Raw genomic sequence first — 14,027 nt, 5'->3', positions numbered from 1 at the left:
AGGCATTACAGGACCTCTACATCACTGTGTTCAACCCACGTCGGGGTCACGTCCGCGGACGTGACCCCGGGACCAGCGGCAGGCCCCCCGTGAAAGCTGTCGTCATGGGACTGGTGGCGAGGTCCCCCCAGCGGACCGGCCGACCGTCCGGCTCTCTCCCTTGCTCAAGGGTTCCCGCCGCTCCCCTCCGGCAAGGTGCCGGTGCGGGCCACGTCGGCGTACCACCGCGCGCTGGCCTTGGGGATGCGCTTGCCGGTCGGGTAGTCGACGTAGACGGCACCGAAGCGTTTGCTGTAGCCGTAGCCCCACTCGAAGTTGTCCAGCAGAGACCACAGGAAGTAGCCCCGGACGTCGACGCCGGCCACGATCGCCCGGTGCACGGCCGACAGGTGGCCGTGGAGGTAGGCGATGCGTTCGGGGTCGGCCACCTCGCCCTCCGGGTTCACGTAGTCGTCGAACGCGGCCCCGTTCTCGGTGATCATCAGAGGCATCGCGGGGAAGTCTGCCTTGAGTCGCGTCAGCAGGTCGTACAGGCCGCTGGGGTCGACCGCCCAGCCCATCGCGGTGGTGCTGCCCGGCGGCCGGTGGAAGGCGACGTTGTCGGCGCCCGGCCAGGGGCTGTGCTCGCTCGCCCCGTGGCCGTCGGAGCCGTGGCTGGCCTCGCCGCCGGTGGCGGAAACGAGCGTGGGTGTGTAGTAGTTGACGCCCAGGAAGTCCAGCGGCTGGTGGATCGTGGCGGTGTCGCCGTCCCGTACGAAGGACCAGTCGGTCAGGCTCGCCGTGTCCTGGAGGAGGTCCTGAGGGTATTGGCCTTCGAGCAGAGGGCCGGTGAAGACGCGGTTGGCCAGTGCGTCGATCCGCCGGGCCGCGTCGAGGTCCTCGGCTGCCTCGGTCAGCGCGCGGACGTGGTGGATGTTGAGTGTGATGGACGCCTGCGCGCGGGCGGGCAGTTCGGCGCGCAGCGCCTGAACGGCCTTGCCGTGGGCGAGGTTGAGGTGGTGCGCCGCGCGCAGGGCCGCGACCGGGTCGGTGCGTCCGGGCGCGTGGACACCCGAGCCGTATCCGAGGAAGGCGCTGCACCAGGGCTCGTTGAGGGTGATCCAGGTCTTCACCCGGTCCCCCAGCGCATGTGCTGCCAGGGCCGCGTAGTCGGCGAACCGGTCGGCGGTGGCGCGCTCCGGCCAGCCGCCGGCATCTTCCAGCTCCTGGGGCAGGTCCCAGTGGTACAGCGTGACGACCGGTTCGATGCCCTTTTCCAGCAGTGCGTCGGTCAGGGCGCGATAGAAGTCGAGCCCCTTTTCGACGGCCGGGCCGCGGCCGGTCGGCTGCACGCGCGGCCACGACAGGGAGAACCGGTAGGCGCTCACTCCGAGGTCGGCCATGATCTCGACGTCCTCGCGCCAGCGGTGGTAATGGTCGGTGGCGACGTCACCGGTGTCGCCGTTGCGCACCCTGCCGGGCGTGTGCGAGTAGGTGTCCCAGATCGAAGGAGTGCGTCCGTCCACGGAGGCGGCACCCTCGATCTGGTACGCGGCGGTCGCCGTGCCCCAGGTGAATCCTTGCGGGAATCTGATGGCGGTGGTGTTCTCCGGGGCGGGCGCGACGCGTCGGGTTGCGGTGGTCACGTGGGTCCTTCCAGATGTACTGCGGGGCGGAGGCGGCGAAGTGGGGTGGCGGGCGTCGAAGGGCCGCGGCAGCGGGGGGACGGCGGGGCGCTCACCCCTTGACCGCTCCCTGCATGATTCCGCCGACGATCTGACGGCCGAAGACGACGAACAGGGCGAGCAGGGGCAGCGTGCCGAGCAGCGCGCCCGCCATGATCAGCGACTGGTCGCGCACGTATCCCGCGCTGAGCTGGGTGAGGGCGACGGGGACCGTCGGATTGGTCATGTCGAGCACGATGAAGGGCCAGAAGAAGTCGTTCCAGGCGTGTACGAACGTGATCATGAACAGTACGGCCATGGGAGGCCGGGCGATCGGCAGCACGATGCTCCAGAAGATGCGCAGGGAGTGCGCACCATCCACCCGCCCGGCCTCGACGAGTTCGTCGGGCAGCGCCTCGGACAGGTACTGCCGCATGAAGAACACGCCGACGGCGCTGACGAGCGTGGGGAAGATGACCGCGGGCAGCTTCTGGCCCCAGCCCAGTTCCGTCATCATCATGAACAGTGGTACGACGCCGAGTTGGGGCGGCACCATCATCGTGCCGATCACGAGCATCAGCAGGATGTTGCGGCCCTTGAAGCGGAGTTTGGCGAACGCGAAGCCGGCGAGGGTGGCGAACAGCACCGTGGACAGGGCGATCACACCCGCCACGATCAGGCTGTTGAGCATGGCCTTGCCCAGCGCGGCGTCCTGCCAGGCCTTGCCGAGGTTCTCCAGGAGGTGGGGTCCCGGCAGGAACGGCGGAGGCGTCTGGGTGACGCGCGTGTTGTCGGTCGACGCCGCCACCATCGTCCAGTAGAGCGGGAACAGTGAGAACAGGGCCGCGATCCCCAGCAGGATGTAGGCGACGGGACCCGCGTGGTGCTGACGTCCGGCACCCGGGTGCCGGAACAGTTGGCGGCGCCGTCCGCCGGACGGGGTGTCCTTCCGGGCCTTCTTCGCGACCCCGGGGCGCGTGTCCGCCGTCTGGACCGGGATGCTGTCTGTGGTCATGGAAACCTCCCGGTCAGGCCTTGCGCGCCAGGACGCGCTTGACGACTCGTTGGACGATGAACACGACGATGAGCAGCAGGAACATCGCCCAGGCGACCGTGGCGGCCCGGCCCATCTGGTAGTTCTTCCAGCCCTCCTCGTACAGCAGCAGACCCAGCGTCTGGTACTGGTTGTCCGCTCCCCCGGTGATGCCGTTCGGACCCTGGCCGAAGATCAGGGGCTCACCGAAGAGCTGGGTGGCGCCGATCGTGGACAGGACGATGGTGAACACGATGGTGGAGCGGATGCCGGGGACGGTGACCTTCAGGAACTGCTGCCACCGCGAGGCGCCGTCGATGGCCGCGGCCTCGTAGCGGTCGCGCGGGATCGCCTGCATCGCGGCGAGGTAGAGCAGGGCGTTGTAGCCGGTCCAGCGCCAGATGACGATCGAGGAAATCGCCGTCTGCGCGGCCCACTTGTTGTTCTCCCAGTCGATGTTGTCGACACCGATCAGGCTCAACACCCAGTTGATCATGCCGAAGTCGCGTTCGAAGAGCATCGTGAACACGAGGGCCGCGGCACCGACCGACGTGGCGTACGGCGTCAGGGCAGCGACGCGGAAGAACGTCGAGCCGCGCAGCCGGTAGTTGAGCAGGTGCGCCAGCCCGAGCGCCATCAGCAGCTGCGGCACGGTCGACAGGACGCCGATGGTGAAGGTGTTGAACAGCGCGTTCCAGAAGCGCTCGTCGTCCCACAGCGCCGTGTAGTTGTCGAAGCCGACCCACTCCATGAGGTTCAGGGTCGACAGTTCGACGCGGTGCAGCGAGATCCACGAGGTGTAGATGAGCGGGTAGAAGCTGAAGGCGGCGAAGACGACGAAGAACGGGGCAACGAAGGCGTACGGCGCTCCCCGGACGTCGAGGCGGTGCAGCAGCGTACGGCGCCGCTGACCGTCCCCGCCGGTGCCGGTCCCGGCCGGCGGGGCGGTGCCGGGCGCACCGTCTTGGGGTGTCGAGGTGGAGATGGCCACCGGAAGGTGTCCTTCCTGGAGGGTGAGGGAGGCGAGCAGGGCCCGGCGGCCCACACGGGCCGTGCGTGGGGCGCCGGGCGGCTACGGAGATGGGCGACGGACGGGGCCCGAGGTCAGCCGGCGGCCTTCTCGATGCGCGTGTCAGTGGTCTTCCATGCCTCGTTCGGGCTCTTGTTCTGCGCCTCGATCAAGGTCAGGCCCTGCGAGAAGATGTCCTTGATGGTGCCGTCCTTGCGGCCGAGCACCTGCTCGTCGGGGATCTCCTGGGCCGCGGCGCCGAAGATCTGCCCGATGGGCGCGCCGCTGAAGTAGTCCGACTTGGCATCGACCACTTCGGGTGTCTCCAACGCGGTCTGCGACGAGGGGAAGTTGCCGATCTCCTTGAAGAGGTAGGCCTGCTGCTCAGGGGCGGTGAGCCAGGCCACGAGCTCCTGCGCCTCCTTCTTGACGGGGCTCTTCTCCATCACGCCGAGGAACGCTCCACCCCAGTTGGCGCCCTTGGGCGCCTTGGCGACGTCCCACTTGCCCTTGTTCTTCGGGCCCGCCTTCTCGCTGATGTGGGCGAGCATCCACGCCGGGCAGACGGTGCTGGCGAAGGTGCTGTTGGCCAGACCGGGGTCCCAACCGGGCTGGAACTGGCGGAGCTTCGCGGTCAGATCGGACGTGGCCGCCTCGGAGGCCAGCTTCCACGCGTCCTTCACGACAGGGTTGGTGGCGTAGATCAGCTCGCCCTTCTTGTCGTAGAACTGCTGGGAGTCGCCGTAGATCATGGCGTTGAACAGCCCGCTGGAGCTGTCCATGAAGGCGACCTTGTCGTCCTTCGACTTCTCCTTGAACCGCTTGCCCGCGTCGACGTACTTCGACCAGTCGCCCTCCCACAGCTTGGCGACCTCGTCGCGGTCGGTGGGCAGGCCGGCCTGCTCGAAGAGGTCCTTGCGGTAGCAGACCGCCATCGGGCCGATGTCGGTGCCGAGGCCGATGACCTTCTTGTCCGCGGTGGTGACCTGGCTCTGCTTCCACGGAAGGAAGTGATCCGTCCCGGCCACGCCGGCCAGATCGACGAACTTGTCCTTCTGGGTGTCGGACAGTTCCTTGGCCCTACCAATCTCTATGCCCTGGATGTCCTTCAGCCCGCTGCCGGCGGCCAAGTGGGTCTGCAGGGCGGTGTAGTAGGTCTGCTCGTCGCCCGCGACGTCCGCCTTGATGACGACGTTCGGGTTTTCCTTCATGTACTTCTCGAGCAGACCGGTCTCCTTGAAGCCCATGACGCCGAACAGCCCCATGGTGATGGTGACCTTGCCGTCCTTCTTCCCCCCACCGGTCCCCCCGTCGCTGCTGCCCCCGCAGCCCACGACCAGACCGAGAGCCGACGCAGCCGACACGGCGGCCACGACTCTCGTACGCAACTTCCTTCGGAACTTGTTCATTTCGTCCTCCTAGCGGCGGCGCTGACGCACCGGAGTTCGAGCCCCACGGTCCGCTCCGTAGGCACGATTTGTCCGGTGGGTACGTTCCCAAACGACGATGGGAACGTACCCACTCGGGAGCCCGCAGCCTCGCCGCCACGAGAGGCGTCTGTCAAGAAGTCGAAGCCACATCGTTGCGGGAAGATGTCCTGGACCGCCCTCGGACCCTGCGGACGCTCTGCGACCGTCTGGCACAATGCGCGCAGGTGAGAGCCGTCCGGGCAGCGCAGAAGCGAGGGAGGCGTCATGGGGGGCAGACAACGCCCGACCATCAAGACCGTGGCCGCGCGCGCCGGTGTCGGACGCACCACGGTTTCACGAGTCATCAACGGCTCCGAGCTCGTCAGTGAGAAGGCCAGGGCCGCCGTGCTCGCCGCCATCGCCGAGCTGAACTATGTACCGAACTCGGTTGCCCGCGGGCTGGTGACGAACAGGACGAACTCCGTGGCCCTGGTGATCCCCGAGTCGGAGAGCAGACTGGGCTCGGAGCCCTACTTCTCGGCGGTCATCCGCGGGGTCAGCACCGCCCTCGCGAAGACCCGGACACAGCTCCAGCTGGTGCTCGTACGCGACCAGGCCGAGCGGGACCAGCTCACCGATTCGGTGGCGGAGCGGCGTGTCGACGGGGTGCTCCTGGTCTCGGTGCACGAGCACGATCCGCTGCCGGGGCTGCTGGAGGACATGGGGCTGCCCACGGTGCTCGCCGGGCGCCGCTCCCCCGACGAGTCACTCAGCCATGTGCACTCCGACAACGCGGGCGGGGCCGCAACGGCCGTCAGCCACCTCCTCACGCGGGGGCGGCGGACCGTCGCCACCATCAGCGGACCGCTCGACATGGACGTAGCGCGCAGCAGGCTCCAGGGCTGGCGCGAGGCCCTCGAGAAGGCGGGCCACGACGACACGGACCGACTCGTGGCCTCGGGCGACTTCACCGAGGAGGGCGGCGGGGCCGCGATGCGTTCACTCCTTGAACAAGTCCCCGAACTCGACGCCGTGTTCGTCGCCTCGGACGTCATGGCGGCGGGAGCGCTGGCGGAGCTGCGCAGGCAAGGGAGGGGCGTCCCCGACGACGTGGCCGTGGTCGGATTCGACGACTCCATCATCGCCCGGCACAGCAATCCGCCCCTCAGCACCGTGCGTCAGCCCGTCGAGGAGATCGGCAGCATGATCGCCCACATCCTTCTGGAAGAGATCGGCAATCCCGAGGAACCGCGTCGGCACGTCACGCTTCCCACCGAGCTCGTCGTACGCGAATCGTCATGAGCCCATGCCTGACCGGCCGCAGCACGGGGGTGGTCTGCGTACGCTCCAGCAGTCACTCGTCCGCGAGGTAGTCCCGCAGCACGTGCGACCGTGAGGGATGGCGGAGCTTGCTCATCGTCTTCGCTTCGATCTGGCGGATGCGTTCGCGGGTGACGCCGTAGATCTGTCCGATCTCCTCCAGGGTCCGCGGGTGGCCTCCGAAGAGGCCGTAGCGCAGGGAGATGATCCCGGCCTCGCGCTGGGTCATCTCCGCCAGGATGGTCTGGATGGCTTGCTGGAGGAGGCCGAAGGTGACCATCTCCCAGGGGGAGGGCGAGTCGCTGTCCATGATGAGGTCGCCGAACTCGGTGTCACCGTCATCGGACAGGGTGATGTCCAGGGAGACGGGGTCCTTGGTGTAGGCGTTGAGTTCGGTGAGGCGCTCCACCGGGATCTCCGCCTTCTCGGCCACTTCCTCCGGGGTGGGCTCTTGCCCGGTGTCGTGGAGCAGTTCGCGGCGGACCCGTGCCACGCGGTTGATGATCTCCACAGTGTGGACCGGGATGCGGATGGTGCGGCTCTGGTCGGCCAGGGCCCGGGTGACCGCCTGTTTGATCCACCAGGTCGCGTATGTGGAGAACTTGAAACCCTTCGTGTAGTCGAACTTCTCCACGGCCCTGATCAGCCCGGTGTTGCCTTCCTGGATCAGGTCCAGGAAGTGCAGTCCGCGTCCGGTGTAGCGCTTGGCGACCGAGACCACCAGGCGGAGGTTGGCCTCGGTGAGGTGGTTCTTCGCGCGGCGGCCGTCGTCGGCGAGGAGGGACAGTTCCCGGCGGAAGTGCGGGTCCAGGCCGGGTTCTTCGGTGAGGAGGTACTCGGCGTAGAGCCCGGCTTCGATGCGCTTGCCCAGGTCCACCTCCTGTTCGGCGGTCAGCAGCCGGACCTTGGCGATGAGCCGCAGGTAGTCCTTCACCTGGTCGACCGTGCCGCTGTCGGAGGGGAGCCGGGGCGCGGGGGCGTCGGTCTCGTCGTACTGCGCGAGCAGGAGTTCCTCCGGGTCCTGTATGTCCGTGGCGTTCACCTGGGCTGCTCCAGCAGGGAGTTGAGGAACCGTCCGGTGTGCGACCGGGGCTCGGCCGCGACCTGTTCCGGGGTGCCCTCGGCGACGATCGCACCGCCCCGCAGGCCGCCTTCCGGTCCCATGTCGATCAGCCAGTCGGCCGTCTTGATCACGTCGAGGTTGTGCTCGATGACGACGACCGTGTCGCCGCCGTCGACCAGTCGTTGCAGCGCCGTGAGCAGCCGGTCGACGTCGGCGGCGTGGAGGCCGGTGGTGGGTTCGTCGAGGACGTAGAGGGTGCGTCCGCGGGTACGGCGCTGGAGTTCGGCGGCGAGCTTGACGCGCTGTGCCTCGCCACCGGAGAGAGTGGTGGCCGCCTGGCCGAGCTTCACATAGCCCAGCCCCACGTCGTCCAGAGTCCGCAGATGCCGGGAGATGATCTGGTGGCCGTCGAAGAAGTCCACGCTCTCCGCGACGGTCATGGCGAGCACGTCCGCGATGGACTGGCCCTTGTAGCGCACGTCGAGGGTTTCCCGGTTGTACTGGGCGCCCTTGCACACCTCGCACGGGACGTACACGTCCGGGAGGAAGTTCATCTCGACCTTGATCGTGCCGTCGCCGTAGCAGTGCTCGCAGCGGCCGCCCTTGACGTTGAAGGAGAACCGGCCGGGCTGGTAGCCGCGCACCTTCGCCTCCGGGGTCTGCCCGAACAGCTTGCGCAGATGGTCGAAGACGCCCGTGTACGTCGCCGGGTTGGAGCGCGGGCTGCGGCCGATCGGCGACTGGTCGACCTGGACGACTTTGTCGAGGTGCTCGATGCCGGTGATGGTGCGGTGCCGGCCGGGCACTTGGTGCGCGCGGTGGATCTGCTGGGCGAGGGAGGCGTGCAGGATGTCGTTGACGAGCGTCGACTTGCCGGAGCCGGAGACGCCGGTGACCGCCGTGAAGACCCCGAGCGGGAAGGACACCGTGACGTCGCGCAGGTTGTGCTCGGACGCCGCGTGCACGGTGAGCTCCCGCCCCTCGCTCGGCTTCCTGCGCTGCGCGGGCAGCGGGATCGTACGGCGCCCGGAGAGGTAGGCGCCGGTGACGGACTCGGGGTGTTCGGCCAGTTCCTGCATGGTGCCCGAGCAGACGATCCGGCCGCCGTGAGTGCCGGCGCCGGGCCCGATGTCCACGACCCAGTCGGCGACCCGCAGGGTCTCCTCGTCGTGCTCGACGACGATCACGGTGTTGCCGCGGTCGCGCAGCCGCTTCAGCGTCTCGATGAGCCGTTGGTTGTCCCGCTGGTGCAGTCCGATGGACGGTTCGTCGAGCACGTACAGGACACCCGTCAGTCCGGCGCCGATCTGGGTCGCCAGCCGGATCCGCTGCGCCTCCCCGCCCGAGAGGGAGGCGGCGGGCCGGTCGAGCGAGAGGTAGTCGAGCCCTACGTCGAGCAGGAATCGCAGCCGCTCCCCGATCTCCGACAGCACGGCCTCGGCGATCCGCCGCTCGCTGTCCAACAGCTCCAACGCCCTTATGAAATCGGCGAGTTCGTTGAGCGGCAAAGCAGCCACCTGAGCGATACTGCGGCCGCCGACCGTGACCGCCAGGACACCCGGGGCGAGCCGGGCACCCCCGCAGGCCGCGCAGGGCACCTCGCGCATATACCCGGCGAACCGGTTGGCCGCTCCGGACTCGGCGCCCTCGGCAAAGCGGCGCTCAATATGCGGAATCACGCCCTCGTAGCGGGACAGGTGCGAGCGCTCACGGCCGAACCGGTTCTGGTACGCGAGGTGCAGCCGCCGTTCCGCCCCGTGTAGCACCATCTGCCGTATGTCGGCGGGGAGTTCGCGCCAGGGGGTGGCGGTGCTGAAGCCGGCGTCGGTGGCCAGGGCTTCGAGCAGGCGGGTGAAGTAGTCGGCGCCGCTGGTGTTGGTCCAGGGCGCGATGGCGCCCGCCGCCAGCGACTTGGTGTCGTCCGGTACGACGAGAGCGGGGTCGACCTCCATGCGCGAGCCGAGGCCGGTGCAGGCGGGGCAGGCGCCCCAGGGCGCGTTGAAGGAGAACAGCCGTGGCTCCAGCGACTCCAGGCCGATGCCGTGGGAGCGCGGGCAGGCCATCGCCTCGGAGAAGGCCAACTCGCGGGCCGCGGAGCCGAGTTCGCGATCCACGAACTCGACCCGGAGGACACCGCCGCCGAGCCCCAGCGCGGTCTCCACGGACTCCGTCAGCCGCTGTCGTACCCCCGGCTTGACGGCCAGCCGGTCCACGACCACGTCGATGGAGTGCTTCTTGCGCTTGTCGAGCGCGGGCGGCGTGGCCAGCGCGAGGACCGTCCCGTCCACCCGGACCCGGCTGAACCCGTCGGCGGACAACTGCCGGAACACCTCGGCATGTTCGCCCTTGCGGTCGCGGACGACCGGGGCCAGCACCTGGAAGCGGGTCCCCTCGTCCTCGTCCAGCAGCAGGTCGACGATCCGCTGCGGCGTCTGCCGGCTGACCGGCTCCCCGCACTCGGGGCAGTGGGGGTGGCCGATCCGGGCGTAGAGCAGCCGCAGGTGGTCGTAGACCTCGGTGATGGTGCCGACCGTGGAGCGCGGGTTGCGGCTCGACGTCTTCTGGTCGATGGCGATCGCCGGGGACAGTCCCTCGATGGCGTCGACATCGGGCTTGTCGAGCTGCCCGAGAAACTGCCGTGCATATGCCGAGAGGGATTCGATATAACGCCGCTGACCTTCGGCGAATATGGTGTCGAACGCCAGGCTTGACTTTCCTGATCCGGATACTCCCGTGAATACGATCAGCGCATCCCGGGGTAGTTCCACGGACACGTCACGGAGATTGTGCTGACGGGCACCTTTGACGACGATCCGATTTCTCACGGGACCCACCGTAACACCGCAACATCACTGGCTAGGGCCGCTGTTCGGCGTCGTTCAGGTGTGGGGAATATCGCCCTTGACAAGGGGTGAGGCCGCGTGAGCACGGAAATACACATCTCGGCGGACGGAATGCGGAAGGCGCACGAATAGCGCTTGACTTCTCTCCAGACGTGTGTGCAATTACGTCATCGCCGCCACCCCGAGACAAGCCACCGGCGGGTGGACGCCGTGGCATCCACCCGCCGGTGGCCGTGACACGCTCCGGCCCTGCCTACTCGCCGGTCCGGTACGCGGCGACCTCGGTCAGCGTCGGGGTGTACTGCTCCGTCGTGATCTGCCCCGTGAGCGCCACCCGGAGCCGGGAGGTCGTGATGCTGCCGAAGCCGGTCACGGTGCGGTCGTGCCCGATGCCGTCGTCGCGGCTTGCGAAGGTCACCCATGCACCGGTTCCGGCGTCCCACCGTTGCAGCTCGAAGGACTGCACCCGCGGGTTCGTGCCCGAGTCGGTGTACTCGTCCAGGTACACCTCGTCGAAGGTGGTGTCCGTGCCGAAGTCGATGTCGAGCGTGATCGGGTAGGCCGCGTCATCGGCCGCTGCCCAGCGGGTGGTGAGGTCGCCGTCGGTCAGCTTGTCCGCGGTGAGGGTCCCGTTCGCCCCGGGGTGGGTCGAGCTCGCGGTGGCCGGTTTGCCGAGTGCGAGGTCGACCCGGTTGTCCGCCTCTTCCTCGATGGGGTCGTCGTCGACCGGGTTGGTGACCTGCGGACCGATCCGCGTCTCGGCGATGCCCATGTCCGGTGCGTCGCCGTAGTAGATGTGCCTGCCGAGGAAGTCCTTGGTGCCCAGGTGCGGGTTGTAGCGGCCGGCGTCGATGAGCGGCGAGTCGTCTCGGAGGGCGAAGTGCGCCGCGGACTTTCGGATCTGTTTCACGCTTGCCCCGGTGACGTAGTCGGCGGGGTCACCGACGAACCGTGGGTCGGCCCGGGAGCCCTTCGGGTCGGCCGGTTCCTGGGTGGAGTGAGTGCCGCTCGCCTCGTAGTAGTCGTTGTTGGAGAACACGGCCTGCCGCAGGGCGCCGGTCCTGCGATACCACGGTGTCTCCGTCGTCTTCGAAGTGTTGTAGAAGATGTTGTTCAGGAAGTAGACGCGGCTCAGGAATGTCTCGTCGTGGACGTAGTCGAGGTCCGCGCCGTCGTAGACGAAGGTGTTGTTCGTGAAATACGTCGGCGAGTAGTTCGTCGACAGCATGTTTTTCACGAGTACGCCGTTGTCGTTGACGCTCAGGTTGTAGCGGGCTGTTGAATTGGAGCTGTTGCCCATGTAGGCCATCCAGCCCGCCGCGTTGTCGTGCGAGTAGTTGAACTGGTACGTGACGTTGAAGTTCGTGTACTCGAGGTCCCAGGGGGTGCCGTCGAACTCGTTGTTCGGGCCGCCGTACACCTCGTTGAACTGCATGACCGAGTCGGCGCCCGCCCATAGATAGAGGGCGCAGGACACCGCGTCGTAGCGCTCCAGATAGCCGTTGACCTCGTTGTACTCGACCTTCATGTTCTTGGTGTTGGCGAGCTGGATCGCGCCTTGGCCGATGCTCTCGGCGTAGTTGTGGCCGATGTAGACGTCACGGCTGTACAGGTCGCGGGTACGCACCCATAGCTGCTCCCAGCCCTCGTGCCACTTCCCGCTCTCGTCGTACTGGCCGGAGTCCGCTGAGCGGTCGTAGAACCAGTTGAACGCGAACTGGATGGCGTGCAGTTCGACGTTCTCGAAGGTGTTGTTCTCGATCCGGACGTTCTTGAAGTAATAGCCGCCGGTGTCGTACTCCTTGTAGCTGCGGTTGCCGAAGACCTGGAAGTTGACGCCGCCGTAGTGGATTCGCTGCCAGCTGCTCGGGCCGTCGAGGTTGTGGACGTACACGTCCGAGATGCGGAAGTGGTCCATGATGCTGTCCGCGCCGTCCTTCATGAGGTCGGCATTGATCGACACCATGATTCCGTCGCGAACGTACGAACCTGTCGTGATGTCGGTCGCGAAGTCGTCGTCATTGGACAGCGCGACGTTGTTGATCTCCCAGTACTGCTGATTGCGCAGCACGATGGCGCCGGTCCGGCCGACGGTTTCGGGATTCTTCGTGCCGTCCGCGTTGAACGGGCTCGGCACCTTCCCGTTCGTCGCGATGTACGGCCGGGCGGCGCTCGGGTCGCCGTACGCCGAGATGGTGATCGGCTTGCCCGCGCTGCCCGAGCCCTTCGGCCACAGCTGCTCGTCCTGCCACTGCTCACCGGCCTTGAGTAGGATGCGGTCGCCGGGCGCGAACGTCATCGCACTCGCCTTGGCCAGGGTGCGCCAGGCGGTCTTCGGCGAGGTCCCGGCCGCGTTGTCGCGACCGTTCGTAGCGTCGATGAAGTAGTCCTTGCCGCCGGTCATGTTCGGCGCGTTGCCCGGCCAGCTCGGCTTGGCGACGGCGGGCGCGGGAGCCCGGTCCGGGGCCACGGCAGCGTGCGCGGCGGGAACAAGCGATCCGACGAGCAGCGCGGCGAGCAGAGCGGTGAACAGGGTGCTGAGGCTCGCGCGGAGCGCCCGCGCCGAGGGCCAACGGCGCCTCCGCACCACCTCGTTGACGGGGGGTGATTCAGTATCGGCGGGTCTCATTTCTGCACATCCTCTGCGTTGATGGCGTCCACCGCCGAGGTGTCGACATCGATGTCGCTGGTGTCGACCCGGCGCTGGAGGAACTGGTCGAACTTCTCCTCGACGAGCGACTGCCGGATCCGCCGGCGGTAGTCGGCGAACGCCTTGTCCTCGTCGACCTTCTTGCTGTCGAGCTCGTAGTAGGTGATCTGGTCGGCTCCCATGACGGGGGCGGAGATCCGGCCCGGCGCGAGCTTGCCGAGCACCGCCATGAGGTCCTGGTCATGGGCGTTCAGCCCGGTCGAGCCACTGCCGTCGTACGTGCCGGTCGTGAGCTTGGCACCAGGTTCCCCGGCGGCGACGTCCGCGAGGCGCCCGGCGGCGGCCACGCGTCGCTGCAGGCCGGCGGCGTAGTCCCCGGAAGCGCCGTCGGGTACTGGCACGACGAGCTGCGCGTACCTGTACGTGGTCGCGTTGGCGCTCCAGGCCTCCCGGTCGGCGTCGAACGCGCGCCGGACATCGGCGTCTGTGACCCGGAGCGGCGCGTCGGCGTCCGCGCTGAGGCGCTTCTTCAGGCTTGTGGTGAGCTCGGTGAGCCGGTGTGTGTAGTACTCCTCGGGGGAGAACTGCGCGACGCCGTAGACGGTCCTGCCCGCGGCGATGCCCTCGGCACGAGACTCGTTCTCTTCGGCCAGCTCGGCGAGGAAGTCCGCGTGATCCACGGAGTCGATGAGCCCCTGCTCCTTCGCGAGGACGAGCGTGGTCTTGTCCCGCCAGATCTCGTCGAGCGCACGGGTCTCGAGCCGCTGGAGCACGGTCTTGTCGCCGGCCTTCGCGTTCCAGTCGGTCGCGCTCCGCAGGCGGTACTTGTTGCGCAGCTCGTTCTGCACGGTCGGCGCCAGCCGCCGCATGTGGAAGAGCAGTTCGTCGCGGGTCACGGGGTGCCCGTCGAGGGAGGCGACCTCGCTGGTCTCGGTGGTGCGGTGGCTGAGCAGGGTCACTGCGGTGACCGTCAGCGCGGCGAGTGCGAGGCATACGCCGGTGATGAGGAGGACGGCCCGGCGCGACGGCCTGCGTGAGGGGTTGGGCATGCGGGAGG

The 14,027-nt window shown here is 67.8% G+C and carries 9 protein-coding genes; 1 reads left to right on the top strand and 8 read right to left on the bottom strand.

The features are described from left to right. Positions 1-164 precede the first annotated feature (164 nt). The 4 genes from ACYVO6_RS14675 to ACYVO6_RS14660 form a co-directional block, all read right to left on the bottom strand. A complete protein-coding gene (locus ACYVO6_RS14675) occupies positions 165-1,625 on the bottom strand; it encodes a GH1 family beta-glucosidase (RefSeq protein WP_461061167.1) in 1,461 nt (486 codons plus the stop codon). Between the two features lie 91 nt (positions 1,626-1,716). Continuing rightward, a complete protein-coding gene (locus tag ACYVO6_RS14670) occupies positions 1,717-2,658 on the bottom strand; it encodes a carbohydrate ABC transporter permease (protein ID WP_461061165.1) in 942 nt (313 codons plus the stop codon). A 13-nt stretch (positions 2,659-2,671) separates the two neighbouring features. Continuing rightward, positions 2,672-3,661 (bottom strand): carbohydrate ABC transporter permease, encoded by a 990-nt coding sequence (locus ACYVO6_RS14665; protein WP_461061397.1) that lies wholly within the window; start codon positions 3,659-3,661, stop codon positions 2,672-2,674. 119 nt (positions 3,662-3,780) lie between these two features. After that, the gene (locus ACYVO6_RS14660; RefSeq protein WP_461061163.1) at positions 3,781-5,094 is read right to left on the bottom strand and encodes an extracellular solute-binding protein; all 1,314 of its coding nucleotides are present in this window, start codon (positions 5,092-5,094) and stop codon (positions 3,781-3,783) included. A gap of 285 nt (positions 5,095-5,379) precedes the next feature. Between ACYVO6_RS14660 and ACYVO6_RS14655 the strand changes: the two genes are divergently transcribed. Further along, positions 5,380-6,396, top strand: a complete 1,017-nt coding sequence (locus ACYVO6_RS14655) for a LacI family DNA-binding transcriptional regulator (protein ID WP_461061161.1) — start codon at positions 5,380-5,382, stop codon at positions 6,394-6,396. 52 nt (positions 6,397-6,448) lie between these two features. Here the strand turns inward: ACYVO6_RS14655 and ACYVO6_RS14650 are convergent, their stop codons facing one another. The 4 genes from ACYVO6_RS14650 to ACYVO6_RS14635 form a co-directional block, all read right to left on the bottom strand. Further along, a complete protein-coding gene (locus ACYVO6_RS14650; protein ID WP_461061160.1) occupies positions 6,449-7,456 on the bottom strand; it encodes an RNA polymerase sigma factor in 1,008 nt (335 codons plus the stop codon). Beyond that, positions 7,453-10,302: an excinuclease ABC subunit UvrA gene (gene uvrA, locus ACYVO6_RS14645; protein WP_461061158.1), complete on the bottom strand. Its 2,850-nt coding sequence runs from the start codon at positions 10,300-10,302 to the stop codon at positions 7,453-7,455. Before uvrA ends, ACYVO6_RS14650 begins: the two co-directional genes overlap by 4 nt. A gap of 271 nt (positions 10,303-10,573) precedes the next feature. After that, positions 10,574-12,949: a discoidin domain-containing protein gene (locus ACYVO6_RS14640; protein ID WP_461061156.1), complete on the bottom strand. Its 2,376-nt coding sequence runs from the start codon at positions 12,947-12,949 to the stop codon at positions 10,574-10,576. Next, the gene (locus ACYVO6_RS14635; protein WP_461061154.1) at positions 12,946-14,019 is read right to left on the bottom strand and encodes a peptidyl-prolyl cis-trans isomerase; all 1,074 of its coding nucleotides are present in this window, start codon (positions 14,017-14,019) and stop codon (positions 12,946-12,948) included. The genes ACYVO6_RS14640 and ACYVO6_RS14635 overlap by 4 nt, the downstream gene beginning before the upstream one ends. Positions 14,020-14,027: the final 8 nt, after the last annotated feature.

Source organism: Streptomyces pseudoechinosporeus, assembly GCF_054783935.1.
This window is presented reverse-complemented; position numbering and strand designations above follow the sequence as displayed.